This is a genomic window from Ensifer adhaerens, from assembly GCF_002940685.1.
GTDB classification, from domain to species: domain Bacteria; phylum Pseudomonadota; class Alphaproteobacteria; order Rhizobiales; family Rhizobiaceae; genus Ensifer; species Ensifer adhaerens_E.
Genome location: NZ_PNFP01000020.1, coordinates 45,394 through 70,001, shown reverse-complemented (window position 1 = coordinate 70,001; position 24,608 = coordinate 45,394). Strand labels below are relative to the sequence as shown.

The 24,608-nt window shown below is 63.2% G+C and carries 22 protein-coding genes; 17 read left to right on the top strand and 5 right to left on the bottom strand.

Going from position 1 to position 24,608, the window contains the following annotated elements:
• The first annotated feature begins 77 nt into the window (after window positions 1–77).
• Complete coding sequence (gene gyrB, locus C1A35_RS30255; protein ID WP_104667942.1) at window positions 78–2,513, top strand: DNA topoisomerase (ATP-hydrolyzing) subunit B; 2,436 nt, start codon at window positions 78–80, stop codon at window positions 2,511–2,513.
• A gap of 78 nt (window positions 2,514–2,591) precedes the next feature.
• Here gyrB and C1A35_RS30250 read toward each other — a convergent pair whose 3' ends face one another.
• The gene (locus C1A35_RS30250) at window positions 2,592–3,188 is read right to left on the bottom strand and encodes a nitroreductase family protein (RefSeq protein ID WP_104667941.1); all 597 of its coding nucleotides are present in this window, start codon (window positions 3,186–3,188) and stop codon (window positions 2,592–2,594) included.
• 243 nt (window positions 3,189–3,431) lie between these two features.
• On the opposite strand from C1A35_RS30250, the gene gabD reads away from it, so the two are divergent.
• Window positions 3,432–4,886, top strand: a complete 1,455-nt coding sequence (gabD, locus tag C1A35_RS30245) for an NADP-dependent succinate-semialdehyde dehydrogenase (protein ID WP_104667940.1) — start codon at window positions 3,432–3,434, stop codon at window positions 4,884–4,886.
• A 130-nt stretch (window positions 4,887–5,016) separates the two neighbouring features.
• Window positions 5,017–5,823 (top strand): aldolase/citrate lyase family protein, encoded by an 807-nt coding sequence (locus C1A35_RS30240; RefSeq protein WP_104667939.1) that lies wholly within the window; start codon window positions 5,017–5,019, stop codon window positions 5,821–5,823.
• On the opposite strand, the gene C1A35_RS30235 is transcribed toward C1A35_RS30240, so the two are convergent.
• Both C1A35_RS30235 and C1A35_RS30230 read right to left on the bottom strand, forming a co-directional pair.
• Complete coding sequence (locus C1A35_RS30235) at window positions 5,817–6,905, bottom strand: D-mannonate oxidoreductase (protein ID WP_104667938.1); 1,089 nt, start codon at window positions 6,903–6,905, stop codon at window positions 5,817–5,819. The two genes, C1A35_RS30240 and C1A35_RS30235, sit on opposite strands and share 7 nt — an antisense overlap.
• Window positions 6,906–6,925: 20 nt before the next feature.
• On the bottom strand, window positions 6,926–7,804 hold the full coding sequence (locus C1A35_RS30230; RefSeq protein WP_104667937.1) for a GntR family transcriptional regulator: 879 nt from the start codon (window positions 7,802–7,804) through the stop codon (window positions 6,926–6,928).
• 227 nt (window positions 7,805–8,031) lie between these two features.
• Between C1A35_RS30230 and C1A35_RS30225 the strand changes: the two genes are divergently transcribed.
• The 9 genes from C1A35_RS30225 to C1A35_RS30185 all read left to right on the top strand — a co-directional run bounded on the left by C1A35_RS30225 (window position 8,032) and on the right by C1A35_RS30185 (window position 18,550).
• The gene (locus tag C1A35_RS30225; protein WP_104667936.1) at window positions 8,032–9,537 is read left to right on the top strand and encodes a UxaA family hydrolase; all 1,506 of its coding nucleotides are present in this window, start codon (window positions 8,032–8,034) and stop codon (window positions 9,535–9,537) included.
• 39 nt (window positions 9,538–9,576) lie between these two features.
• Window positions 9,577–10,596, top strand: coding sequence for an aldo/keto reductase (locus C1A35_RS30220; protein WP_104667935.1), 1,020 nt, complete (start codon window positions 9,577–9,579; stop codon window positions 10,594–10,596).
• 167 nt (window positions 10,597–10,763) lie between these two features.
• Window positions 10,764–11,753 carry an ABC transporter substrate-binding protein gene (locus tag C1A35_RS30215; RefSeq protein ID WP_104667934.1) on the top strand — a complete coding sequence of 330 codons (990 nt, stop codon included), beginning with the start codon at window positions 10,764–10,766 and terminating at the stop codon, window positions 11,751–11,753.
• Window positions 11,754–11,849: 96 nt separating this feature from the next.
• Window positions 11,850–13,403 carry a sugar ABC transporter ATP-binding protein gene (locus C1A35_RS30210; RefSeq protein WP_104667933.1) on the top strand — a complete coding sequence of 518 codons (1,554 nt, stop codon included), beginning with the start codon at window positions 11,850–11,852 and terminating at the stop codon, window positions 13,401–13,403.
• A gap of 88 nt (window positions 13,404–13,491) precedes the next feature.
• A complete protein-coding gene (locus C1A35_RS30205; protein WP_104667932.1) occupies window positions 13,492–14,469 on the top strand; it encodes an ABC transporter permease in 978 nt (325 codons plus the stop codon).
• Between the two features lie 26 nt (window positions 14,470–14,495).
• Window positions 14,496–15,518 carry a zinc-binding alcohol dehydrogenase family protein gene (locus C1A35_RS30200; RefSeq protein ID WP_104667931.1) on the top strand — a complete coding sequence of 341 codons (1,023 nt, stop codon included), beginning with the start codon at window positions 14,496–14,498 and terminating at the stop codon, window positions 15,516–15,518.
• 332 nt (window positions 15,519–15,850) lie between these two features.
• Window positions 15,851–17,125 (top strand): polyhydroxyalkanoate depolymerase, encoded by a 1,275-nt coding sequence (phaZ, locus tag C1A35_RS30195; protein ID WP_104667930.1) that lies wholly within the window; start codon window positions 15,851–15,853, stop codon window positions 17,123–17,125.
• Window positions 17,126–17,271: 146 nt separating this feature from the next.
• The gene (locus tag C1A35_RS30190; protein WP_104667929.1) at window positions 17,272–17,694 is read left to right on the top strand and encodes a DUF2852 domain-containing protein; all 423 of its coding nucleotides are present in this window, start codon (window positions 17,272–17,274) and stop codon (window positions 17,692–17,694) included.
• Window positions 17,695–17,797: 103 nt separating this feature from the next.
• Entirely contained in the window at window positions 17,798–18,550 is a 753-nt protein-coding gene (locus C1A35_RS30185; protein ID WP_104667928.1) for a M48 family metallopeptidase, read from the top strand.
• Window positions 18,551–18,578: 28 nt separating this feature from the next.
• Here the strand turns inward: C1A35_RS30185 and C1A35_RS30180 are convergent, their stop codons facing one another.
• Complete coding sequence (locus tag C1A35_RS30180; protein ID WP_104667927.1) at window positions 18,579–18,773, bottom strand: YqaE/Pmp3 family membrane protein; 195 nt, start codon at window positions 18,771–18,773, stop codon at window positions 18,579–18,581.
• Window positions 18,774–18,928: 155 nt separating this feature from the next.
• On the opposite strand from C1A35_RS30180, the gene C1A35_RS30175 reads away from it, so the two are divergent.
• The 5 genes from C1A35_RS30175 to C1A35_RS30155 all read left to right on the top strand — a co-directional run bounded on the left by C1A35_RS30175 (window position 18,929) and on the right by C1A35_RS30155 (window position 24,131).
• Complete coding sequence (locus C1A35_RS30175) at window positions 18,929–19,603, top strand: phosphoribosylanthranilate isomerase (protein ID WP_104667926.1); 675 nt, start codon at window positions 18,929–18,931, stop codon at window positions 19,601–19,603.
• Window positions 19,600–20,820, top strand: a complete 1,221-nt coding sequence (gene trpB, locus C1A35_RS30170) for a tryptophan synthase subunit beta (RefSeq protein ID WP_104667925.1) — start codon at window positions 19,600–19,602, stop codon at window positions 20,818–20,820. Before C1A35_RS30175 ends, trpB begins: the two co-directional genes overlap by 4 nt.
• A 4-nt stretch (window positions 20,821–20,824) precedes the next feature.
• Complete coding sequence (gene trpA / locus C1A35_RS30165; RefSeq protein ID WP_104667924.1) at window positions 20,825–21,664, top strand: tryptophan synthase subunit alpha; 840 nt, start codon at window positions 20,825–20,827, stop codon at window positions 21,662–21,664.
• Window positions 21,665–21,714: 50 nt separating this feature from the next.
• On the top strand, window positions 21,715–22,629 hold the full coding sequence (gene accD / locus C1A35_RS30160) for an acetyl-CoA carboxylase, carboxyltransferase subunit beta (protein WP_104667923.1): 915 nt from the start codon (window positions 21,715–21,717) through the stop codon (window positions 22,627–22,629).
• A 158-nt stretch (window positions 22,630–22,787) separates the two neighbouring features.
• Complete coding sequence (locus C1A35_RS30155) at window positions 22,788–24,131, top strand: bifunctional folylpolyglutamate synthase/dihydrofolate synthase (RefSeq protein ID WP_104667922.1); 1,344 nt, start codon at window positions 22,788–22,790, stop codon at window positions 24,129–24,131.
• Window positions 24,132–24,223: 92 nt separating this feature from the next.
• On the opposite strand, the gene trxA is transcribed toward C1A35_RS30155, so the two are convergent.
• Window positions 24,224–24,547, bottom strand: coding sequence for a thioredoxin (gene trxA / locus C1A35_RS30150; RefSeq protein WP_034801674.1), 324 nt, complete (start codon window positions 24,545–24,547; stop codon window positions 24,224–24,226).
• Window positions 24,548–24,608 lie beyond the last annotated feature (61 nt).

Below are 24,608 nucleotides of genomic sequence, written 5' to 3'. Positions count from 1 at the left end.
TATAGTCCTCGAGGCGTCCGAGACGTGATTCGCAACGAATCACCATGTCCGAAGAACCTGGAAAGACCCGTAGCTGAATGACCGACAATCTTGAGACCGAAACCGGCGCCAGCGCCGAATATGGTGCCGATTCCATCAAGGTGCTGAAGGGCCTGGATGCCGTGCGCAAGCGGCCGGGCATGTATATCGGCGACACCGACGACGGTTCCGGTCTGCACCACATGGTGTACGAGGTCGTGGACAACGCGATCGACGAGGCGCTGGCCGGCCATGCCGACATCGTCACGGTGTCGCTCAATCCGGATGGTTCGGTGACGGTGACCGACAATGGTCGTGGTATCCCGACCGGCATCCACAAGGAAGAGGGTATCTCGGCCGCCGAGGTCATCATGACCCAGCTGCACGCCGGCGGCAAGTTCGACCAGAACTCCTATAAGGTTTCGGGCGGTCTGCATGGCGTTGGCGTGTCCGTGGTGAACGCGCTCTCGGTTTCCTTGAAGCTGAAGATCCGCCGCGATGGCAAGATCCACGAAATGAGCTTCACCCACGGCGTTGCCGATCGTCCGCTTGCCGTCACCGGCGATGCGGGTGACGAGACCGGCACCGAGGTGACGTTCCTGCCGAGTGCCGAGACCTTCTCCAAGACCGAATTCGACTACGGCACGCTGGAACACCGGCTGCGCGAACTCGCCTTCCTCAACTCTGGCGTCCGCATCATGCTGACGGACAAGCGTCATTCCGACATCCGCCAGGACGAGCTGATGTATGAGGGTGGCCTCGAAGCCTTCGTCGCCTATCTCGACCGGGCGAAGAAGCCGCTGGTGCACAAGCCGGTCGCCATTCGTGGCGAGAAGGACGGCATCACCGTCGAGGTGGCGATGTGGTGGAACGACAGCTACCACGAAAACGTGCTCTGCTTCACCAACAACATTCCGCAGCGCGACGGCGGTACGCACATGGCCGGCTTCCGCGCCGCGCTGACCCGACAGGTCACGTCCTACGCGGACTCTTCCGGCATCACAAAGAAGGAAAAGGTCACGCTGCAGGGTGAAGACTGCCGCGAAGGCCTGACGGCGGTTCTTTCGGTCAAGGTTCCGGATCCGAAGTTCTCGTCGCAGACCAAGGACAAGCTCGTTTCCTCGGAAGTGCGCCCGGTCGTCGAAAGCCTGGTCAACGAAGCGCTCAGCACCTGGTTCGAAGAGCACCCGAGCGAAGCCAAGATCCTGGTCGGCAAGGTGGTCGAAGCCGCTGCCGCCCGCGAAGCCGCCCGAAAGGCGCGCGAACTGACGCGCCGCAAGGGCGCGCTCGACATCTCGTCGCTGCCCGGGAAACTGGCCGACTGCTCCGAGCGGGACCCGGCAAAGTCCGAAGTCTTCCTGGTGGAAGGGGACTCGGCAGGCGGTTCCGCCAAGCAGGGCCGGTCGCGCGAAAACCAGGCAATCCTGCCGCTGCGTGGCAAGATCCTCAACGTCGAGCGTGCGCGCTTCGACAAGATGCTGTCGAGCCAGGAAATCGGTACTCTGATCACCGCGCTCGGCACGTCGATCGGCAAGGACGAGTTCAACGCCGACAAGCTGCGCTATCACAAGATCATCATCATGACGGACGCCGACGTCGACGGCGCTCACATCCGCACCCTGCTGCTGACCTTCTTCTTCCGGCAGATGCCGGAACTGATCGAGCGCGGCCACATCTATATCGCCCAGCCGCCACTCTATAAGGTGACGCGCGGCAAGTCGGCGCAGTATCTCAAGAACGAGCAGGCGCTCGAAGATTACCTGATCACGATGGGCCTCGAGGAAGCGACGCTGCAGCTTGAATCGGGCGAAGTCCGCGCCGGCCAGGACCTGCGTGAGGTGATCACCGACGCGCTGCGCCTGCGCAACCTCATGAACGGGCTTCACTCGCGCTACAACCGGGCGATCGTCGAGCAGGCGGCCATTGCCGGCGCGTTGAACGTCGAGCTCAACGGCCAGCGCGACGAGTACGAAAAGACCGCCGCCGAGATCGCGCGTCGTCTCGACGTCATCGCCGAGGAAACCGAGCGCGGCTGGACCGGTACCGTCACCACCGAAGGCGGGTTGCGGTTCGAACGCATGGTTCGCGGCGTCAAGGAAGTCGCAGTGCTCGACATGGCGCTGATCGGTTCGTCCGATGCCCGCTACATCGACCAGCTGGCGTCAAAGCTGAAGGAGGTCTATTCGGCACCGCCGGTATTGCGTCGCCGTGACGGCACGCAGGAGGTCAGCGGCCCGCGTGCGCTTCTCGACGCGATCTTCGCCGCCGGCCGCAAGGGCCTGTCGATGCAGCGCTACAAGGGTCTTGGCGAAATGAACGCCGAGCAGCTCTGGGAAACGACGCTCGACCCGAACGTCCGCTCGCTGCTGCAGGTCCGGGTTACCGACGCCACCGATGCCGACGGCCTGTTCTCGCGCCTGATGGGTGACGAGGTCGAGCCGCGTCGCGACTTCATCCAGGAAAATGCGCTGAGCGTCGCCAACCTCGACATCTGATCGAGGCTCTGCAGAGACAAGAAAAATCCCGGCCTTGAGCCGGGATTTTTGTTGGGAGCCGAGATTTTTGTTGGTGCGTCATTCGCCCTTGAACTGGCCCTCGAAAGCGAATTCGCTGACCGGCTTGCGCTGGCTCGGGATTTCGCGTGCGCGCAGATCTTCCGGCAGCGTCGAGGGATCAGCCAGCCGGCCGATCGCAATGGCGGCTTCGACCCGGTAGTGCTCGGGAACGCTGAGGGCGTGCATCGCCTTGTCGCGATCGATGCCCGCCATGCCATGGGTGTGCCATCCCGCAAGCGAGGCCTGCAAAGCGAGGCTGTACCAGGCCGCCCCGGTGTCGAAGGCGTGGGTATAGGCATGCCGCATCTCGCCGTTCTGCGCTGCATTATGCGTTCTTGAGATCACGATCAGAAGTGCTGCCGCGTTCTTCGCCCAGCGCTGGTTCCCCTCGTCGAGCGTGTCGAGCAGTGCCGGGAAGCGATCCGTCCCGCGGCGCGCATAGACGAAGCGCCAGGGTTGCCGGTTGCTGGCGGAAGGCGCCCAGCGGGCCGCTTCAAAAAACGAAAGCAGCGTCTTTTCGTCGATTTCCTCGTTGGTGAAGGCGCGGGGCGACCAGCGCTCGATGAACATGGCATCGATCGGGTGGTCAGCTTTTCTGTTGTCGGTCGCCGTCATGACAAGCCTCTTCTCGGTGTCGCGTGAACTTGGGAAATCCGTTGGACCGATTGGCGGCCCATGGTCTGATTCGGTTCGAACGCTACATGAGGACCGGTGTCGATGAAACGGGGGTGGGGCCACGGAAACGCAAGCGCCTCTGCCGGAGCTCAATCAGGAAAGTTCAGAAACGGCCGCGTGGGTCATTGCTGTTTCCAGGAAAAAAGTTGTATAAGTTCTGTAGATTTCGAGAGAGGACGGATCATGTCGTTTAAAGACCCATCACTGTTTCGCCAGGCAGCCCTCGTCGGAGGCGAGTGGATCGAGGCGGACGCGGCAAATGCGATCGAGGTGAACAACCCGGCGACCGGCGAGATCATCGGCCGCGTGCCGAAGCTCGGCGCCAAGGAAACCAAGGCTGCGATCGAGGCCGCGCGCGTGGCCCAGAAGGGCTGGGCGGCGCGCACGGCCAAGGAGCGCGCCGGCATCCTGCGCAAGTGGTTCGAGCTGATGATCGAGAACAAGGAGGATCTCGGCCGCATCCTGACGCTCGAGCAGGGCAAGCCGCTTGCCGAAGCGACCGGCGAAATCGTCTATGGCGCAAGCTTCGTCGAGTGGTTCGCCGAAGAGGCGCGCCGCATCTACGGCGACCTGATCCCCGGCCATCAGCCCGACAAGCGCATCCTGGTGATGAAGCAGCCGATCGGCGTCGTCGCGGCGATCACGCCCTGGAACTTCCCCAATGCGATGATCACCCGCAAGGCCGGCCCGGCCTTTGCCGCCGGCTGCGCCATGGTGCTGAAGCCCGCGGCCCAGACGCCGTTCTCGGCCATCGCCATCGCAATTCTCGCCGAGCGCGCCGGCCTGCCGAAGGGTCTCTTCAGTGTCATCACCGGTTCCGCCCGCGAAATCGGCGCCGAAATGACCTCGAACCCCGTCGTGCGCAAGCTCACCTTCACCGGCTCGACCGAGGTGGGTGCGGAACTCTATCGTCAGAGTGCCGCCACCATCAAGAAGCTCGGGCTGGAACTCGGCGGTAATGCGCCGTTCATCGTCTTCGACGATGCCGACCTCGACGCAGCGGTCGAAGGCGCGCTGATCGCCAAGTTCCGCAACAATGGTCAGACCTGCGTGTGCGCCAACCGCATCTATGTGCAGGACAAGGTCTACGACGCCTTCTCCGACAAGCTCGCCAAGGCGGTCGCCAAGCTGAAGATCGGCAACGGCCTCGAAGAGGGCGTGATCCTCGGGCCGTTGATCGACAAGGCGGCGCTGGAGAAGGTGGAAGAGCACATCGCCGATGCCACCTCGAAGGGTGCGCGCGTCATCCAGGGCGGCAAGCGTCATACGCTCGGTGGCACCTTCTACGAGGCGACGGTTCTGGCCGACGTCACCCAGGCGATGGCGGTCGCGCGTGAAGAAACCTTCGGCCCGGTGGCACCGCTCTTCCGCTTCACTGATGAGGCGGACGTGGTCGGGCAGGCGAACGACACCGAGTTCGGCCTTGCCTCTTACTTCTATGCCAAGGACCTGGCGCGCGTGTTCCGGGTTGCCGAAGCGCTGGAATACGGCATGGTCGGCGTCAACACCGGGCTCATCTCCACGGCCGAAGCGCCGTTCGGCGGCGTCAAGCTTTCGGGCCTCGGACGCGAGGGCTCGCGCTACGGCATCGAGGAGTTTACCGAGATCAAATACGTCTGCTTGGGCGGCGTTGCGTAAGATGCGGTAACCCGATCACCAAAACCGGCCGGAAAGTTCTGGCCGGTTTTTTTTCTTTGCCGGTAGAACCTCGTGGGTGCGGGACTGAGGCATGTCGCTTGTCCCGTCGCATTGCAGGAGGACACGACCCATGCCGGCACCGAAGAACCCTTTCAAGGCGGCTATCCGCGAAAATCGCTTCCAGCTCGGGCTCTGGGTCGCGCTTGCTAGCCCCTATGCCGCCGAAGTGGTGTCCGGCAGCGGCTATGACTGGCTGCTCATCGATGGCGAGCATGCGCCAAACGATATCCCGCTGCTTTCGGCGCAGTTTCGTGCGGTCTCGGCATCGGCCAGCCATCCGATGGTTCGCCTGCCGGTCGGAGACACTGTGCTGATCAAGCAGATCCTCGATACCGGCGTGCAGACCCTCTTGATCCCGATGGTCGAGAGCCTGGCGCAGGCACAGCAACTGGTCCGCGCCACACGCTACCCGCCGCATGGCGTTCGCGGCGTCGGCGCCGCGCTCGGCAGAGCCTCTGAGTTCGGTCGCATCGGCGACTATCTGCAGACCGCCAGCGACGAAATCTGCCTGATCCTGCAGATCGAAAGCCGGGCGGGTCTCGCCGCGATCGATGAAATTGCCGCACTCGATGGTGTCGACGGCCTGTTCATCGGCCCTTCCGATCTTGCCGCCGACATGGGCTATCTCGGCCAGCCGGGCCACCCGGAGGTACGGGCGGCGATCGCTGATGCGTTCGACCGCATCAAGAAGGCCGGCAAGGCGAGAGGGATCATGACGCTCGATCTCGATCAGGCGCGCGACTACCGCGAGATGGGCGCCGACTTCATGGCGATCGGCACCGACGTCACGTCGCTCGTGCGTGCAACGACGGCGCTGAAGCAGGCATTTCTCGGCGAGACTGCGCCAGCGCCAAAGAAGCACGAATCCGGCTACTGATCGCAGATTGCCGCGAGCTCAGGCATTGACACGCCCGGGCTCCAACGCTGGAAATCGGCGATCCGCCGCTCGATCTTCTCGCGATGATGATTGGCGATATCGCCGAGGCGATGGTTGAGGAACGGGTTTCTGAAGCGTTCGAGCGTCGCGGCGACATAGTCTGCAGCTTCCCTTTCCAGGCCCCTCGCAGCGAAAGCCGGGATCACCTCCGCTCCGTAAATGCGGTCGAGATGCGCCGCGACGTCGGTATCTGCCAGGATCTCTCGAACGGTCTCGTTCCGGTCGCGCCCTCCCTTGAGCCAGAGTTCGGCCAGAACGGTATGACCGAGGTTGAGGATGTGAAGCTTCAGCTTCTCGTAGGGCGTCAGGTCATCAACCAGTTTCACGCAGGGATGGATGCAAGGCAGCCGCAATCCGGACCGATTTTCGATCGCCCACAGCGCATAGGGTTCGGCGATCGCACCGGCAGGCTCCAGCGGCTCGGAGACGATGCGGTCGACAAGCGTGTTGCCCCAGATGACACACGTGTTCAGCCAGTCGGTAAAGGCGCCGTCTTCGACCCGTTCCGCCGCAAGCCGCAGCACCAGTGCTTTCAGCACGTCGCCATTGCGCGACACGAGCTCGCAGGGAAGGATCGTCAGCGGACGCCCACCCGCGTCGAAGCGCGCTTTCAGCAGCAGAAGCAGTTTGCCGGGAAAGGAAAGGGGTATGTTCGACACGAGATCATCGTCGCCGACCTGGTAGCCCGTATCGCCGGTGTTGGAGATCAGGATCTCGACCTCCTCGGCGACGATCGCCCGGACCTCGTTCCAGTTTCCGGCCGTCGAAAGCGCCCGCGCCACGCTGGTCACTTGCTGGATCGTGTCGATGCACTCTCCACCTTGGATGCCCCGGACGATAACCGGGAAGCCTTCGGGACGGGCAAGCGCTGCAAGCCGTCCGGATCGCTCGCGAGACCCTGTCGTCTGCACGATCGTGATCGGCCCTGCAGCCTTTCCACTTTTCAGCGCTTCGCTGACGAAGAGGTCGGCATGCGCCTGAAGAAAGCGGCTCGTTCCGAATTGCACGATCGGCGTCGGCATGCATTGGCTCCGATAGCTGGCTATGGAATGGATTGAAGCAAAGTTTCGCGCGCGGACTGGAGATGTCGCCGGCAGGCCTGTTCGGCCCTTGCCGGGTCGTGGGAGCGCAGTGCCTCGATATAGGCGAGATGTTCCTCCAGCGCGCGGGCGTTCCGCTCACGGGCATTCGTCTTGTTCCACTGGTAGTGATAGTGGAAGACGATCGCGATGACGTCGTAGAAATCGACGATGAAGCGGTTGCTGGACGCCTTGTGCACCAGCAGGTGGAACTTCTCGTCGAGTTCGGAGAATTCCCGGTAGCGGTTGTCGATATCCGCCAGAATCCCCCGATGCAGCGCCTCGATCTGGGTCAACTCGGCCCAGGCCGGGTGGTCGTCGGGCAACGCGACGAAGCGCGCGGCCGAGCGCAGCTCGAACATTTCGCGCACCTCCGTCAGCTCGAGTGCGAATTCCCGGGTAAAGCCCTTGAGGATCCAGTGGCTGTTCGGCCGTTTCTCGATCAGGCCGAAGCGACTGAAGCGGATCAGGAATTCGCGCACGCTGGTGGTGCCGGTGCCGATCTCGCGCGCCAGTTCGAGCTCGTTGATCTGCATGCCGGGCTCGGCGCCACCGGCTAAGATCCGGCGCATGAAGCTACGCTCGATAATCTCGGCAAGCGAATCGGTTTCTTCCGTCGGAAAGTAGTCGTCGGGCCGGGGCTGCCGCAGCACGTTCTTCTTGCGCTTGTCCCAGGCGATCAGCTGCAGTTCCTCGAAGCGGCTGAGGATGGCGCGCACCGTCGTCCGGCTGACGCCGAGAACCTGCCCGAGCTCCGGCTCGGAGGGCAGGGAGGATGTGTCCGCCAGAAGCTTCAGGCAGCGGTTATAGGCATCCTTGAAGACGGTGTTCTGTTTTGCCATGGGCGATGTCCGACCGGTCGAGAAATCTGTGCGTTTATCAGCGACGCTCCTCTATCGCGGCGAACCGGTTTTGTCTGCGTCTGTCGTCGACATCTGTTCCTCCCGTTTGCCCCGGCCGTCGGCCCGTCGGTCTCGCCGATGTTTTCGCTATAATACCCATTGACGGAAATCTGTCTATTGTAGATAAAAGACAGAAAGGCTGATCCTAACAAACAGGGAGAAGATCGGTGTCTGCGCCGTCCACCATCCTGCTTTCACCGGAGGACAACGTCGTCGTGGCGACCTTGGCGATCGCCGCGGGTGAGGCTTTGCCGAACGGCGCCCGCGCGGCGGTGAAGGTGGATGCGGGACACAAGATCGCGATCCGCGCGATCCACGCCGGCGAACCGGTGGTCAAGTACGCCCAGGCGATCGGGCGCGCGACCGTCGATATCGCGCCGGGCGACCACGTGCATTCCCACAATCTTGCGTTTGACCGTGATCGCCTGGCGATCGGCCCGCAAGGGACGCCGCAGGCGGCAAGCGACGCTGACCGGGAGCGCACCTTCATGGGCTATCGCCGTGGCGATGGTCGTGCCGCGACGCGAAACTACATCGGTGTCGTCGCCAGCGTGAACTGTTCCACCACGGTCTGTCGTGCCATCGCCGAAGAGGCGAACCGGTGCATCCTGCCGAAGTACGACGGCATCGATGGCTTCGTGCCGATCGTGCACGATCAGGGTTGCGGCATGTCGTCGACCGGCGACGGCATGGCCAATCTGCATCGCACGCTCGCTGGCTACGCCCGCCACGTCAATTTTGGTGGCGTGCTGATGGTGGGCCTCGGCTGCGAGGTCAACCAGCTGACGCTCTACGGCCAGAGCGGCGCCGGCGCCGAGAAGCGCCATTTCAACATTCAGGAGGCCGGCGGTTCTCGCCGTTCGGTCGAAAGGGCGCTCGGCATTCTCGAGGACATCGCGGCAGAGGTCGGCAAGGCGCGCCGTATCGCCATCCCGGTCAGCGAGATCATCGTCGGCCTGCAGTGCGGCGGGTCGGACGGGCTTTCAGGCATCACCGCCAACCCGGCGCTGGGGGCTGCCGTCGATATCCTTGCCGCCGCCGGCGGCACCGCGATCCTCTCTGAGACCTCGGAGATCTATGGTGCCGAGCATCTGCTGCGCAGCCGCGCGGCGAATGAAGCGGTGGCGGTGAAACTCGACGGGCTGATCTCCTGGTGGGAGGAATACGTGGCGATGCATGGCGCCTCGCTCGACAACAATCCTTCGCCGGGCAACAAACGCGGCGGTCTGACGACCATTCTCGAAAAATCGCTCGGCGCCGTCGCTAAGGGCGGGCGCTCGCCGCTGAACGCTGTCTATCGCTATGCCGAACGCGTAACCGAACACGGGCTCGTCTTCATGGATACGCCCGGCTACGATCCGGTATCGGCCACCGGGCAGGTCGCCGGCGGCGCCAACGTGATTGCCTTTACCACCGGGCGCGGAAGCTGTTTCGGCTGTCGGCCGGCACCGTCGATCAAGCTCACCAGCAACACGGCGCTCTATCGGGCGATGGAAGAGGACATGGACATCGATTGCGGCGTGATCGCTTCGGGAGACGCGACGATTGCCGGGCTCGGTCGCGAGATCTTCGACCTGATCGTCGAGACTGCCTCAGGCCGCAAGACCAAGAGCGAGCTTTTCGGCTACGGCGACAACGAGTTCGTGCCCTGGCATCTGGGCGCAACGCTCTAGATACGCGGCGACTGGCATCCTTGGAGGAGGAGACGGGGAATGCAGACGAGACGGATCGGTCGAACCGACCTGTCGGTGACCGAGTACAGCTTCGGCGCCGCCGGGCTTGGCGGCCTCTACCGCGAGTGCACCCGCGATGCGGCGATGGCGACCCTGGACGCCGCCTGGCAGTCGGGCATGCGCTACTTCGACGTGGCGCCGTTCTATGGCCTGGGCCTTGCTGAGCGCCGGGTCGGCGATTTCCTGCGTGACAAGCCGCGCGATCAGTTCGTGCTGTCGACCAAGGTCGGACGGCTCCTTTATCCGGTGCCGGAAGGCAAGGTGCCGGACTATTCCTATGTGAAGCCGCTCAATTTCGACGTTGCCTACGACTACAGCTACGATGGCATCATGCGCTCCGTCGAGTTCAGCTACGCGCGGCTCGGGCTCAACCGCATCGACATCCTCTATGTGCACGATATCGGCGTCTATACCCACGGTGCCGCCCGCAATGCCGTCTATCTCCGACAATTGCTGGATGGCGGTCTGAAGGCGCTGGATGAGTTGAAGTCATCAGGCGCGATTTCCGCTTTCGGCCTCGGCGTGAACGAGGTTCCGGTTTGCCTCGATGTAATGCGTGAGGCCGATATCGACTGCATCCTTTTGGCCGGCCGCTACACCTTGCTCGACCGCTCGGCCGTGGCCGAGCTGTTGCCACTCTGTGAGAAGAAGCAGACATCCCTCGTTGTCGGCGGTGTTTTCAATTCGGGCATCCTGGCGACCGGACCGGTCGAGGGCGCGCATTTCGACTATATGCCGGCAACGGAAGATATCCGGCAAAAGGTCGGTGCCATGGACGTGGTCGCCCGCGGCATGAACGTGCCGCTTGCCGCACCCGCCATGCAGTTTCCATTGGCCAGTCCTTTGGTTGCCTCGGTGCTCGTCGGCACGGCCAAGCCGGGGAGCCTGACGCGCAACATGGCCCTTACGAAACATCGGTTTTCCGCCGCCGATTTTGCCGCCTTCGAGCCGTTTACGCTGGTCGCGCCGGAGCTCGGGGACGAGCCGGTTCGGGTTTGACCGACGGCATCGATGCGCCGTTTGAAATGCCTTTCCGGCAGCTTGCCAAGCCGGAATTGTCGTATTAGCATTCCAATATGTTTTTTATCGATAAAAGGTCGGTAAGCCAGCACCTGCGATCGATCTCCAAGAAGTGGAACAGGGTGCACTGAGAGGAGAAACCTGGGATGAGCATTCTGAAGAGCAGCCTTACCCGTCGTACCTTCACCGCCTTGGCCGGCGCTGCGATGATCGCCGGCCTGTCGCCGGTCGCATCCTTCGCGCAGGACGTGACGATCCCGATCATCGTCAAGGACACCACGTCCTTCTATTGGCAGATCGTGCTGGCCGGCGCGCGCGCCGCGGGCAAGGATCTCGGCGTCAACGTGCCGGAACTCGGCGCCCAGGCCGAATCCGACATCAATGGCCAGATCAGCATTCTCGAAAATGCGGTCGCCGGTGCCCCGGCCGCCGTCGTCATTTCACCGACCGAGTTTAAGGCGCTCGGCAAGCCGATCGATGAAGCCGCCAAGGCCGTTCCGATCATCGGGATCGATTCCGCCGCCGACTCCAAGGCATTCTCGTCGTTCCTGACCACCGACAACGTCCAGGGCGGCCGCATCGCTGCCGATGGCCTTGCTGCCGCAGTCAAGGAAATGACCGGCAAGGAAGAGGGCGAAATCGCCATCATCACCAACCTCCCGGGTGTCGGCTCGCTCGACCAGCGCCGCGAGGGCTTCCTCGATCAGATCAAGACGAAGTATCCGGGCTTCAAGGTCGTCGCCGACAAGTACGCCGATGGCCAGGCAACGACCGGCCTCAACATGATGACCGACCTGATCACCGCCAACCCCAATCTGGTTGGCGTCTTCGCATCCAATCTGATCATGGCGCAGGGTGTCGGCCAGGCGATCGCTGAAAACAAGCTCGGCGACAAGATCAAGGTGATCGGCTTCGACAGCGACGACAAGACGGTCGGCTTCCTCAAGGAAGGCGTCCTGGCCGCTCTCGTCGTTCAGGATCCCTACCGGATGGGCTATGATGGCGTGAAGACGGCGCTTGCCGTCTCCAAGGGGGAGAAGGTCGAGGCGAATGTCGATACCGGCGCCAATCTGGTGACCAAGGCCAATATGGCGGATCCGAAGATCGACGCGCTCTTGAACCCGAAGATCAAGTAACGACGGCTGCGGCGGGCGCATCGGCTCGCCGCGGCCTGCCTGCGACCGGAACGAGGACCGGTCGCAGGCGATCTCTGCGATGGGAGGAATGCGCAGATGACCGAGTTGCAAGAGGATCGCGACGTGAGGACCGAGGGGCTGCAGGTGGCGACGCGCCATCCGGTGCCGAAGGGCGAGCCGATCCTGGAACTGCGCGCCCTGCAGAAAAAGTACGGGCTGGTGGAAGCCCTGAAACCGGCTTCGCTGACCTTTCTTTCCGGTGAGATCCACGCGATCGTCGGTGAGAACGGCGCGGGCAAGTCGACGCTGATCAAGCTCTTGACCGGTGTCATCAAGCGCACCTCTGGCGAAATCTTCTGGTGCGGCAAGCCTGTCCAGCTCGGCACGCCGCAGGAGGCCATCGAACGCGGCATCAACGCCGTGCATCAGGAGGTGGTGCTCTGCGCCCACCTGACGGTTGCAGCCAACATGTTCCTCGGCGACGAGATCAATCGCAACGGGTTGATGCGCAAGCGGGCCATGACCGATGCCGCGCAGCGCGTGCTCGATGATCTCGGCTTCAATCTTCCGGCCGGCGCCGTGCTCGGCAGCCTGACGATCGGCCAGCAGCAGCTGGTCGCAACCGCACGCGCCGCCATGCGCGGTACCCAGTTTCTGATCTTCGACGAACCGACCGCCTATCTCACGCGCCAGGAATCCGCGCAGCTCTTCCGGCTGATCCGCAGGCTCCAGGCGGAAGGGGTGACCATCGTCTACATCAGCCACCGCATGGAGGAAGTCTTCGAGCTTGCCGACCGCGTCTCGGTCCTGCGTGATGGCACCCACGTCGGCACCCGCAGGATCGGCGAGACCAACGAGGCGGAGCTGATCGCCCTGATGATCAACCGCACCATCGAGCAGATCTATCACAAGGAGCATTTCCCGCCCGGCGAGGTCATCGTCGAGACGCGCAACTTGAGCGGTCCTGGCTTTCAGGATGTCTCGCTGACTGTCCGCGCCGGCGAGATCGTCGGCCTCTACGGGCTGATCGGGGCAGGCCGCAGCGAGTTCGCGCTCGGCCTCTACGGCCGCCATCGCCCAAGCGCCGGCGAGGTCTATTGGCAGGGGCGCAAGGTCGAGATCGCCAGCGAACGCATCGCCATGGATCTCGGCATCGCGCTGGCGCCGGAAAGCCGGCGCGACCAGGGCCTGTGCCTCAATCTGCCGATCGGTCTCAACATCAACCTGCCCGTTTTCAACCGCCTGACGCGCGGCCTGACGATCAACGGCCAGCAGGAACGCGAAAATGCCGACCGGCAGATCCGCGATCTGAAGATCAAGACGCCGTCGCGGCGCGTGCTGGCGTCCGCCATGTCGGGCGGCAACCAGCAGAAGATCGTCATCGGCAAATGGCTGAGCCATGGTGCCAAGCTCTTCATTTTCGATGAGCCGACCGTCGGCGTCGATGTCGGCACCAAGGCGGAAATCTACCGCCTGTTCGCCCGGCTTCTGGAGAAGGGAGCGGGCATCATCCTGATCTCCTCCTATCTGCCGGAAGTCTACGAACTGGCGGATCGGCTGCATGTCTTCAGGCGCGGCAGGCTCGTGGCCAGTCACGACTACCGCGCTGCGAGCCATGAGGAAGTGCTGACGCAGGCGATCGGCGTGTGAACGCCAAGAGCGGGATGAGGAAATGTGCGGGCGGTCTTCCGCCCGCATCCCGCGCCAGGAAATTCAAGGGGATGCAGGGAGGAAGACGATGAGTGCGGAAACGGTGGAAAGCGGCGCGAGCGCGGCACCACGCAAGGGCGTGAGTATTCTGTTCGGCCTCACCCTTCTTGGGCTGCTTCTGTTCCTCTGGTTGCTCCTGGGCTTTGCCACCAACAGCTTCTGGACGCCCAACAACATCAGCAACCTTTTGCGTCAAGGCGCGATGACGGCGATCCTTGCAGTCGGCCAGACCTTCGTCATCATCACCGCCGGCATCGATCTGTCGGTCGGCGCCGTGGTCGGCTTTACCAGCGTCATCGTCGCCTGGTTGCTGGCTGCCGGGGTACCGCTCTGGGCCGCCATCATTCTCACGCTCGCCTTCGGGGTCCTGATCGGCGCCTTCCACGCCTTCGGCATCGTGCGCATGGGCCTGCCGCCCTTCATCATTACGCTTGCGACGCTGACCTCGCTGCGCGGCATCGGCCTCTTGATCACCAACGGCTCGACGATCTCGATCACCAATGAAGCCTTCACCAACTTCTCCCGCGCGGATTTTCTCGGCGTGCCCAGCCTGTTCTGGATGGTGATCGTGGTGGCGATCCCGGCCTATATCTTCCTACACCTAAGCCGTTTTGGCCGTTATCTCTTCGCCGTCGGCTCCAACAGCGAGGCCGCACGCCTTTCCGGCGTCAACGTCCACCGCACCATCTATCTCGCCTACATCCTGTCCTCGACCTGCGCGGCCTTCGTCGGCTTGCTGCTCGCCTCGCGTATCGGCATCGGCAATGCCACCCAGGCCGAGGGCTGGGAACTGCAGGCGATCGCCTCCTCGGTCATCGGTGGTACCAGCCTGTTCGGCGCCGTCGGCTCGGTGCATGGGCCGCTGCTCGGCGCGTTCATCCTTGCGACGATCAACAACGGCGCCAATCTGCTGAACGTCAATTCGTTCTGGCAGCGCATCATCACGGGCGCGCTGATCATCGTCATCGTCTATTTTGACCAGTTGCGTCGTCGCAGCGCCCGCTAGGCGCCGCCGTATTCGAGAGAATTGCCATGAAAGCCGTGCTCTGCCCGCAACCCGGTCGGCTGGAGGTCGTCGACCGCACGCCAATCGAAACCGTGCCGGACGGTTGGGTCCGTCTTGCCGTCAGCCATGTCGGCATTTGCGGCACCGACTACCATATCTTCGCCGGCAAGCATCCCTTCCTCGAATATCCAAGGGTGATGGGTCATGAGATCTCGGCAACCGTGATTGCCGGTGGGCGAGGGACGACGATGGCGCCCGGAACGCCCGTTGTGGTCAATCCCTATCTCTCCTGCGGCGCCTGTGTTGCCTGCCGCAAGGGAAGGCCGAACTGCTGCACCGCCATCAAGGTTCTCGGCGTTCACACCGACGGCGCCTTCTGCGAAGAGATCCTTGTCCCGCAGGACAATCTTTACCCGGCGCAGGGTCTCTCGGCGGAGGCAGCGGCAACGGTGGAGTTTCTTGCGATCGGCGCCCATGCGGTGCGCCGCGCATCCGCGGATGCCGGCTCGCGGGCGCTGGTCATCGGCGCCGGGCCGATCGGCCTCGGCACGGCAATCTTCTCCCGCATCGCCGGCCATGACGTGGTGCTCGCCGACACCAGCACCGAGCGGCTGGACTTTGCCGCCCGCAAGCTCGGCTTTGCCAACGGCATCGTCGTGGATGCCGACGCGGCGGCGCGTGTTGCCGCGGCGACGGATGGGGACGGCTTCGACGTCGTCTTCGACGCCACCGGGCACGGTGGTTCGATGCAGGCCGCCTTCGCCCATGTCGCCCATGGCGGCACGCTGGTCTTCGTCAGCGTCGTCAAGGACGAGATCCGCTTCTCCGATCCGGAGTTCCACAAGCGTGAAATGACCCTGGTCGGCAGCCGCAACGCGACCCGCGAGGATTTTGATCATGTCGTCGCTTCGATCGCGTCCGGGCTTGTGCCGGTCGAGGCCCTGGTAACCCACCGAACCACGCTGGATGGCGCGGTCGCCGACCTTCCGCGATGGGCGGAGGAAAAGTCGGGTCTGGTCAAGGCAATCATCAAGGTCGCGAGCACGTGAGCGATGGCGGCTTGGTTGCATCGCCGCAGAGGTCGCAGCTGACATACGCTCGGCGGAGCCACGATCTTTCTTTGAAAACGCCAGGCATCGGATCTCAACACACGAAAATAGCGGAAAACCGCCAGTTTCGGACAAGCTCGTTTGCAAATCGTCAGGAATCCAGATTCATTCTGGCCTGAGGCCTTGTATCGAGGTGAGACGGGTATATTTGTTGCGCTGCACAAAGAAAATGGTAGTCTGGCAGCGATTGCGGACACCAAGACAAACAATCGCAAGCTTGCGTCCGACCGGGAGCGGCGTTGTCGTTGATTGAACCAAGGGGTACGCTTCCCATGTTCTACCAGCTCTATGAACTGAACCATGCGATGATGGCGCCGTGGCGCACGGCTGCCGATGCCATGCGGCTCGCGTTCAGCAATCCGATGAACCCCGTCTCGCACACCTATTTCGGTCGCGCCGCCGCCGCCGGGCTCGAGGTGTTCGAACGCTCCACCCGCCGCTATGGCAAGCCGGAGTTCGGGCTCCCTGCAACGGAGGTCGATGGCGCCTCCGTCTCCGTCTACGAGCGCATCGTCTGGCGCGCACCCTTCTGCAATCTCATCCATTTCGAGCGCGCACTGCCCAAGGGCCGCGCCGCCGATCCGAAGGTTCTGATCGTCGCGCCGATGTCCGGCCACTATGCGACGCTGCTGCGCGGCACGGTCGAGGCGCTGCTGCCGCATTCCGACATCTACATTACCGACTGGATCGACGCCCGCATGGTGCCGCTCAGCGAAGGCACCTTCGACCTCGATGATTACATCGACTACGTCATCCAGATGCTGCATTTCCTCGGCCCGAACACCCATGTGATCGGTGTCTGTCAGCCGGCCGTGCCGGTTCTTGCCGCCGTCGCCCTGATGGAAGCGGCGGACGACCCGCTGTCGCCGGCGACGATGACGCTGATGGGCGGGCCGATCGATACCCGCATCAATCCGACGGGCGTCAACCAGTTGGCCGAGCAGCGGCCGATCGAATGGTTCCGCGACAATGTCATCATGCCGGTGCCGTGGCCGCAGCCGGGCTTCATGCGCATGGTCTATCCGGGCTTCCTGCAGCTTTCGGGCTTCATGTCGATGAACCTCGACCGGCACCTGATCGCCCACAAGGAGTTCTTTGCCCATCTGGTGAAGAACGACGGCGACGCAGCCGAGAAGCACCGCGACTTCTACGACGAATATCTGGCGGTCATGGATCTCACCGCCGAATTCTACCTGCAGACCGTGCAGGTGGTGTTCATGCAGCACGCGCTGCCCAAGGGCGAGATGATGCACCGCGGCAAGCGCGTCGATACGACCGCGATCAGGAAAGTGGCGCTGCTGACCGTCGAAGGCGAGAACGACGACATCTCCGGCGTCGGCCAGACCAAGGCGGCACAGACGATCTGCACCAACATTCCCGACCATATGCGCATGCATTACATGCAGCCGGATGTCGGCCACTACGGCGTCTTCAACGGCTCGCGTTTCCGCCGTGAAATCGCGCCGCGCATCGTCGCCTTCCACCGCGAGCACGCGCGGCACGTGAAGCCGGTCAAGCAGCTCATCAAGGGCGGCAAGTCGGCCTGATCTCGTGCTCAGCGCCGTTTTGACCGCGTAGAGTCAAGGGTTTGTCCGATTCCGGGGAAGGCCGTCTTGCAGAGCCAAGGGCGCCTTCCCACATCGTTTTCATCGGGCCGCATGGGCGGCCCGGATGATTGCGAGGAATCCTGAAGATGAACCAATCTGCAATGATCCGTCCGGATTGGACGCCCGCGACCATCGCCCTGATGGTGCTTGGCTTCGTGGTCTTCTGGCCGCTCGGCCTGGCCATGCTCGCCTACATTCTGTTTGGCGAAAAGCTCAAGACGTTCAAGAAAGACGCAAACGACACGGTGGATGGCATGTGCTCTCACTTCAAGCGCAATGGTCGCCGTTCCAACTGGACGCATAACCGCACCGGCAACGTCGCCTTCGACGACTGGCGCGAAGCCGAACTTGCCCGCCTCGACGAGGAACGCCGCAAGCTCGACGAAATGCGCGAGGAGTTCGACACCTATGTGCGCGAGCTTCGCCGCGCCAAGGACCAGGAAGAATTCGACCGCTTCATGCGCGACCGCAAGAACGGCGGCTCCGGCCCGATCGTCGAAGCCCACTAATTTGAAGAAAATGCCTCCGGCGTTTCACATGAAACGCCGGACTGCCCTTTCAGATCTCGCGGACCTGTAGGCGAAAGCCCAGCGAATCGGTTAGAAAGCCTGCATGTTCCCCTCCTTCAAGCGGCGCATCAAACCTGCACCACCCGCCACGACGCGGCAGATCGATGTTGCCGGCAAGTCCCTGCCGCTGACGATCAAGCAGAACGCGCGCGCGACGCGCATGACGCTGCGCATCGAGCCGGGCGGCCGGGCCTTGAAGATGACAATCCCGCAAGGGCTGCCGGAGCGCGAGGTCAACGCCTTTCTCAGCCGCCATCAGGGCTGGCTGATGACCAAGCTTGCCCGCTTCTCCGGCGAAAGCCAGATCGAGGAGGGCGGCTCCATCCTGATCCGCGGCGTTGCCCATCGCATCGAGCGAACCGGCAAGATCCGTGGGCTCACGAAAGCGATCGTGATCGATGACGAACCGGTGCTGCGTGTCAGTGGCGGTGAAGAGCATTTGAACCGCCGTATCGTCGATTTCCTGAAGAAGGAAGCCCGCCAGGATCTCGACCGCCTCGTGGCGATCTACACCGGCCGGATCGGCCGGCGGGCAAAGTCGCTGTCGCTGAAGGACACGCGCAGCCGCTGGGGATCCTGCTCTGCCGACGGGGCGCTGAGCTTTTCCTGGCGCATCGTCATGGCCCCGCCGAAGGTCATTGCCTATCTGGCCGCCCACGAGGTGGCACATTTGCAGGAAATGAACCACGGCCCGGACTTCTGGGCGCTGTGTGGGAGGCTGTGTCCGGATACGGAGGATGCCAAGCGCTGGCTCCGCCGCAACGGCACGATGCTTCACGCAATCGACTTCGATTGACCCGGGCGAAAGCGGCGTTCGAGGCGCGTCATGCGCGGTGGCGCAGCGCGTCGCGGATCTTCTCGTCGGTCTTGTATTGGCTGAGCGCATAGACCGACCAGATCGCCGCCGGAACCCAGCCGATCAGGGTCAACTGCAGGATCAGGCAGATGAGGCCGGCAAAGGGGCGGCCGATGGTAAAAAACTGCAGCCAGGGCAGGATAAGCGCGAGCAACAGGCGCATCAGTCTCTCCGTTGTGGTAAAATGCATATGGTGAAAGCGTGCCTGCCGCGCAAGGGCGCGCCCCCGTCGAATGACAGGTGGAGCGGCGCTGGCTGACCGCTCGCGCGTCGGTTTTTGGCTCGACTCGCGCGACATTTCATGCAAGGTCGCTTCTCATGAAAACCCAAGTGAAGATATGCGGGCTGAAGACCGCGGAAGCGGCCGAACGCGCCGTCGCGCTCGGCGCATCCCACGTCGGCTTCATCTTTTTCCCCAAGAGCCCCAGGAACATCGAGCCCGACGATGCCGGACGCATCGCCGAGAGGATCCGCGGCCAGGCCAAGATCGTCGCCGTCACGGTCAACGCCGACAATGACGAACTCGATGAGATCGTCTCGGCGCTGAACCCGGATATCCTGCAGCTGCACGGTGGCGAAAGCGCGGAACGGCTGCTGACGGTCAAGGCGATGTACGGCCTTCCCGTCATGAAGGTTTTTTCGGTCCGAGAGGCCTCGGATCTCGAGAAGATCGACGCCTATGTCGGAATTGCCGATCGCTTCCTCTTCGATGCCAAGGCTCCGGTCGGGTCGGATTTGCCCGGTGGCAACGGCGTTTCCTTTGACTGGAAGCTGCTCGACGCGCTTGACGGAAGCGTCGATTACATGCTTTCCGGAGGGCTCAACGCCGAGAACATCGGCGAGGCCATGGCGCAGACCCGCGCCCGCGCCATCGATATCTCCTCCGGCGTCGAGAGCGCGCCGGGCGTCAAGGATCTGAAGCTCATGGAATCGTTTTTCAATGCCGTTCGCCAGGCGGAGGCGGGCATGCCACGGTCAGGGAGCAGGACGTGAACCAGGCGCCGAAGTTGAATTCTTTCCGGGGCGGTCCCGACGAGGACGGCCGTTTCGGCATTTTTGGCGGCCGTTTTGTCGCCGAGACCCTGATGCCCCTGATCCTCGACCTGCAGGACGAGTGGAACAAGGCGAAGGACGATCCGGCCTTCAAGGCGGAACTCGCCCATCTCGGCGCTCATTATATCGGCCGGCCGAGCCCACTCTATTTCGCCGAGCGGCTGACGGCCGAACTCGGCGGCGCCAAGATCTATTTCAAGCGTGAAGAGCTGAACCATACCGGCTCGCACAAGATCAACAACTGCATCGGCCAGATCCTGCTTGCCAAGCGCATGGGCAAGACGCGCATCATCGCCGAAACCGGTGCCGGCCAGCACGGCGTCGCCTCGGCGACGGTCGCTGCCCGCTTCGGCCTGCCCTGCGTCGTCTACATGGGCGCGACCGACGTCGAACGCCAGGCGCCGAACGTCTTCCGCATGAAGCTCTTGGGTGCCGAGGTAAAGCCGGTGACGGCCGGCAGCGGCACGCTCAAGGACGCCATGAACGAGGCGCTGCGCGACTGGGTCACCAATGTCGACAACACCTATTACCTGATCGGCACGGCTGCCGGCCCGCATCCCTATCCGGAAATGGTCCGCGACTTCCAGGCCGTCATCGGCCAGGAAGCCAAGGAGCAGATGCTGGCTGCCGAAGGTCGGTTGCCGGATCTCGTCGTTGCCGCCGTCGGCGGTGGCTCCAATGCGATCGGCATCTTCCATCCCTTCCTCGATGACGAGAGCGTCAAGATCGTCGGCGTCGAAGCTGGCGGCAGGGGCATCGAAGGCGACGAGCACTGCGCCTCGATCACCGCCGGTTCGCCCGGCGTGCTGCACGGCAATCGCACCTATCTGCTGCAGGACGGCGACGGCCAGATCAAGGAAGGCCATTCGATTTCGGCCGGCCTCGACTATCCCGGCATCGGTCCGGAGCATGCTTGGCTGAACGATGTCGGCCGCGTCGAATATGTGCCGATCATGGACCACGAGGCGCTCGAAGCCTTCCAGACGCTGACCCGCCTCGAAGGCATCATCCCGGCGCTCGAACCGTCGCATGCGCTCGCCGAGGTCATCAAGCGCGCGCCGAAGATGGGCAAGGACGAGATCATCCTGATGAATCTCTCCGGCCGCGGCGACAAGGACATCTTCACCGTCGGCAAGTTACTGGGAATGGGGCAGTAAGATCATGACCGCACGCATGGACAAGCGATTTGCCGATGTGGCGGCCGAAGGACGTCCGGTCCTCGTCACCTATTTCATGGGCGGCGATCCGGATTTCGAGACGTCGGTCGCGATCATGAAGGCGCTGCCGAAGGCCGGCGCCGACGTCATCGAGCTCGGCATGCCGTTCTCGGACCCGATGGCCGATGGCCCGGCGATCCAGCTTGCCGGCCAGCGCTCGCTGAAGGGCGGCCAGACGCTTGCAAAGACGCTGGAGATCGCCCGCCGCTTCCGCGAGGAGGACCAGCGCACGCCGATCGTGCTGATGGGCTATTACAACCCGATCTATATCTACGGCGTCGACCGCTTCCTGACGGATGCGCTGGCTGCCGGCATCGACGGCCTGATCGTCGTCGACCTGCCGCCGGAGATGGACGACGAGCTCTGCATTCCGGCGCTCGACAAGGGCATCAACTTCATTCGCCTGGCGACGCCGACCACGGATGATCGCCGCCTGCCGAAGGTGCTCGAAAACACCACCGGTTTCGTCTACTACGTGTCGATGAACGGCATCACCGGCTCGGCTTTGCCGGATCCGTCGTTGATTGCCGGCGCTGTCGGCCGTATCAAGGGGCACACCAATCTGCCCGTTTGCGTCGGCTTCGGCGTCAAGACGGCGGAACACGCAAGGGCCATCGGAGCATCCGCCGATGGCGTGGTCGTCGGTACGGCGATCGTCAACCAGATCGCGTCGAGCCTGACCGAAGAGGGCAAGGCGACCGATGCGACGGTTCCGGGTGTCGAAGCGCTGGTGAGAGGGCTCTCGGCAGGCGTGCGGTCCGCACGTCTCGCAGCAGCCGAATAATTGCCTATATTAGCGCGCACAACCCGAAGGAAATCTTCAGGAGTTACTAAGTGAACTGGATCACAAACTACGTTCGGCCGAAGATCAACTCGATGCTGGGCCGCCGGGAAGTTCCGGAAAACCTCTGGATCAAGTGCCCGGAAACCGGCGAGATGGTGTTCCACCGCGATCTCGAGGAAAACAAGTGGGTCATCCCGCAGTCCGGCTTCCACATGAAGATGCCGGCGAAGGCGCGGTTGAAGGACCTGTTCGACGGCGGCATCTATGAGGCGTTTGCGCAGCCGAAGGTGGCGCAGGACCCGCTGAAATTCCGCGATTCCAAGAAATACGTCGACCGTCTGCGCGACAGCCGCACCAAGACGGAGCTCGAAGACACGATCGTTGCCGGTCTCGGCCGCGTCCAGGGCGTCAAGCTCGTCGCCGTCGTGCACGAGTTCAACTTCATCGGTGGCTCGCTCGGCATGGCCGCCGGCGAGGCGATCATCAAGGCCTTCGAAAGGGCGATCGCCGAGAAGTGCCCGCTGGTCATCTTCCCGGCATCGGGCGGCGCCCGCATGCAGGAAGGCATCCTGTCGCTGATGCAGTTGCCGCGCACCACGGTTGCGGTCAACATGCTGAAGGAAGCCGGCCTTCCCTATATCGTCGTGCTCACCAACCCGACCACCGGTGGCGTCACCGCATCCTATGCGATGCTCGGCGACATCCACATGGCCGAGCCGGGCGCTGAAATCGGCTTTGCCGGCAAGCGCGTGATCGAGCAGACGCTGCGCGAGAAGCTGCCGGAAGGTTTCCAGACGTCGGAATACCTGCTGGAGCACGGCATGGTCGACATGGTCGTCAAGCGCCATGACCTGCCGTCGACGCTCGCCCGGGTCCTGAAGATCCTGATGAAGAAGCCGGCGGAAGCCTCGAAGCTCAACGGCGGCACGCAGCCAGCCGCACTGCCGGTTGCCGCCAGCGCTTGAAAAGGCGCTGGGTTCGTCGAACTGCGTAGAACAAAATGATGCATCTCCGCGACTACTTGTGCGCGGGTGTGCTGCAACTCAAGGCGCTACAGCGATCAGTCGCAGCCGGCAAGGCGCACGGCGCTGTAGCTTCCGGGCGCATCGGGGCGGGGTGAAAGATGGCAGCGGTGGAAGCCAGCGAAGCGGGCTATGAGATCGAAAAACTTCTCGCCCTCCACCCCAAGGGCTTCGACCTGTCGCTGGACAGGATCACCCGGCTTCTCGCGGCGCTCGGCAATCCCCAGGACCGCCTGCCGCCGGTGATCCACGTCGCCGGCACCAACGGCAAGGGCTCTGCGACCGCGTTCTCGCGGGCGATCCTCGAAGCGGCCGGCCTCAGCGTTCACGTCCACACCTCGCCGCATCTCGTCAATTGGCACGAGCGCTATCGCCTTGGCGTCAAGGGCGGCAAGGGTAGGCTCGTCAGCGATCCGGTCCTTGCCGATGCCGTACGCCGCGTCGCCGAAGCCAATGGCGGCGAGAAGATCACCGTCTTCGAGATCCTGACCGCCGTCACCTTCCTGCTTTTCGCCGAGCACCCTGCCGACGTGGCGATCATCGAGGTGGGTCTCGGCGGTCGCTTCGACGCGACCAACGTCATTGCCCGGCCGGCGGTCTGCGTCATCATGCCGATCTCGCTCGACCATCAGGCCTATCTCGGTGACCGGGTGGAACTGATTGCCGCCGAAAAGGCCGGCATCATGAAGCGCGGCTGCCCGGTGGTGATCGGCCAGCAGGAGGAAGAAGCCGCCCGTGACGTGCTCGTGTCGACGGCGGAGCGTCTCGGCTGCCCGATGTTCGTCTATGGCCAGGATTTCATGGCGCATGAGGAGTTCGGCCGCCTCGTCTATCAGGACGAGGGTGGGCTCGCCGACCTGCCGCTACCGAAGCTGCCGGGACGCCACCAGTATGCCAACGCCGCGGCGGCCATCCGCGCGGTGCGGGCCGCCGGCTTCGACGTTTCCGAAGCGGCGATCGAGCGCGGCCTCGCAGGCGTCGAATGGCCCGGACGCCTGCAGCGCCTGACCAGCGGCAAGCTCACGCATTACGGACCTGATGGTGCGGAGATCTGGGTCGACGGCGGCCACAATCCCCGCGCCGGCCAGGTGATCGCCGAGGCGATGGCGACCTTCGAAGAGCGCGAATCACGACCCCTGTTCCTGATCATCGGCATGATCAACACCAAGGAGCCGATCGGCTACTTCCGCGCCTTCCTCGATCTCGCCGAACAGGTCTTCACCGTTCCGATCCGCGGTTCCGACGCCGGTCTTGATCCCGTGGCGCTTGCGAGCGACGCCGCTTCGGTCGGCTTTGAGGCTTCGGCCGTCTCGTCGGTTGCCGAGGCATTGACGGTCATCGCCAATCTGGTCGACGAAGACCCGGCGCCGCCGCGCATCCTGATCGGCGGGTCGCTCTATCTGGTGGGCGACGTTCTCGCCGACAACGGCACGCCGCCGAAGTGATCCAGAGGTGGCCCAGCCACCCCGCTCCCAGATTGAAGGCAAGAAAAAAGCCCGGCATGCCGGGCTTTCAATGTTTTCAGCAATGAACCGCCTCAAGCGACGGCGGTGGAGATCCACGAGGAAAGGGCCGTCTTGGGGGCGGCGCCAACCTTGATGTCTGCCACTTCGCCGGCCTTGAACATGGCGAGCGTCGGGATCGAGCGAACGCCGTACTGGGCGGCCAGTTCCGGGTTCTCGTCGATGTTGAGCTTGGCAACCTTGACCTTGCCGGCGAGTTCGTTCGAGATTTCCTCGAGGCTCGGCGCGATCATCTTGCACGGGCCGCACCATTCAGCCCAGAAATCGACAACCACCGGCTCGGCGGAGTTCAGCACTTCCTGCTGAAAATTGGACGTATCGACCTTTACAGTAGCCATAGGCTGCTCCTTGCGTTCGGAATGGCAGTATCCAGATGTTGTGTCTCATGTGAGAAGGCAC

Excerpts from the sequence above, each read along its gene's own strand:
- C1A35_RS30155 (WP_104667922.1), top strand. The coding sequence starts at position 22,788 with ATGGCAGCGGTGGAAGCCAGCGAAGCGGGCTATGAGATCGAAAAACTT.
- C1A35_RS30240 (WP_104667939.1), top strand. The coding sequence starts at position 5,017 with ATGCCGGCACCGAAGAACCCTTTCAAGGCGGCTATCCGCGAAAATCGC.
- C1A35_RS30185 (WP_104667928.1), top strand. The coding sequence starts at position 17,798 with ATGTTCCCCTCCTTCAAGCGGCGCATCAAACCTGCACCACCCGCCACG.
- C1A35_RS30200 (WP_104667931.1), top strand. The coding sequence starts at position 14,496 with ATGAAAGCCGTGCTCTGCCCGCAACCCGGTCGGCTGGAGGTCGTCGAC.
- C1A35_RS30190 (WP_104667929.1), top strand. The coding sequence starts at position 17,272 with ATGAACCAATCTGCAATGATCCGTCCGGATTGGACGCCCGCGACCATC.
- C1A35_RS30250 (WP_104667941.1), bottom strand. The coding sequence starts at position 3,188 with ATGACGGCGACCGACAACAGAAAAGCTGACCACCCGATCGATGCCATG.
- C1A35_RS30215 (WP_104667934.1), top strand. The coding sequence starts at position 10,764 with ATGAGCATTCTGAAGAGCAGCCTTACCCGTCGTACCTTCACCGCCTTG.
- C1A35_RS30205 (WP_104667932.1), top strand. The coding sequence starts at position 13,492 with ATGAGTGCGGAAACGGTGGAAAGCGGCGCGAGCGCGGCACCACGCAAG.
- C1A35_RS30180 (WP_104667927.1), bottom strand. The coding sequence starts at position 18,773 with ATGCGCCTGTTGCTCGCGCTTATCCTGCCCTGGCTGCAGTTTTTTACC.
- phaZ (WP_104667930.1), top strand. The coding sequence starts at position 15,851 with ATGTTCTACCAGCTCTATGAACTGAACCATGCGATGATGGCGCCGTGG.
- C1A35_RS30235 (WP_104667938.1), bottom strand. The coding sequence starts at position 6,905 with ATGCCGACGCCGATCGTGCAATTCGGAACGAGCCGCTTTCTTCAGGCG.
- trpA (WP_104667924.1), top strand. The coding sequence starts at position 20,825 with ATGACCGCACGCATGGACAAGCGATTTGCCGATGTGGCGGCCGAAGGA.
- C1A35_RS30175 (WP_104667926.1), top strand. The coding sequence starts at position 18,929 with ATGAAAACCCAAGTGAAGATATGCGGGCTGAAGACCGCGGAAGCGGCC.
- C1A35_RS30210 (WP_104667933.1), top strand. The coding sequence starts at position 11,850 with ATGACCGAGTTGCAAGAGGATCGCGACGTGAGGACCGAGGGGCTGCAG.
- C1A35_RS30230 (WP_104667937.1), bottom strand. The coding sequence starts at position 7,804 with ATGGCAAAACAGAACACCGTCTTCAAGGATGCCTATAACCGCTGCCTG.
- gyrB (WP_104667942.1), top strand. The coding sequence starts at position 78 with ATGACCGACAATCTTGAGACCGAAACCGGCGCCAGCGCCGAATATGGT.
- trxA (WP_034801674.1), bottom strand. The coding sequence starts at position 24,547 with ATGGCTACTGTAAAGGTCGATACGTCCAATTTTCAGCAGGAAGTGCTG.
- C1A35_RS30220 (WP_104667935.1), top strand. The coding sequence starts at position 9,577 with ATGCAGACGAGACGGATCGGTCGAACCGACCTGTCGGTGACCGAGTAC.
- gabD (WP_104667940.1), top strand. The coding sequence starts at position 3,432 with ATGTCGTTTAAAGACCCATCACTGTTTCGCCAGGCAGCCCTCGTCGGA.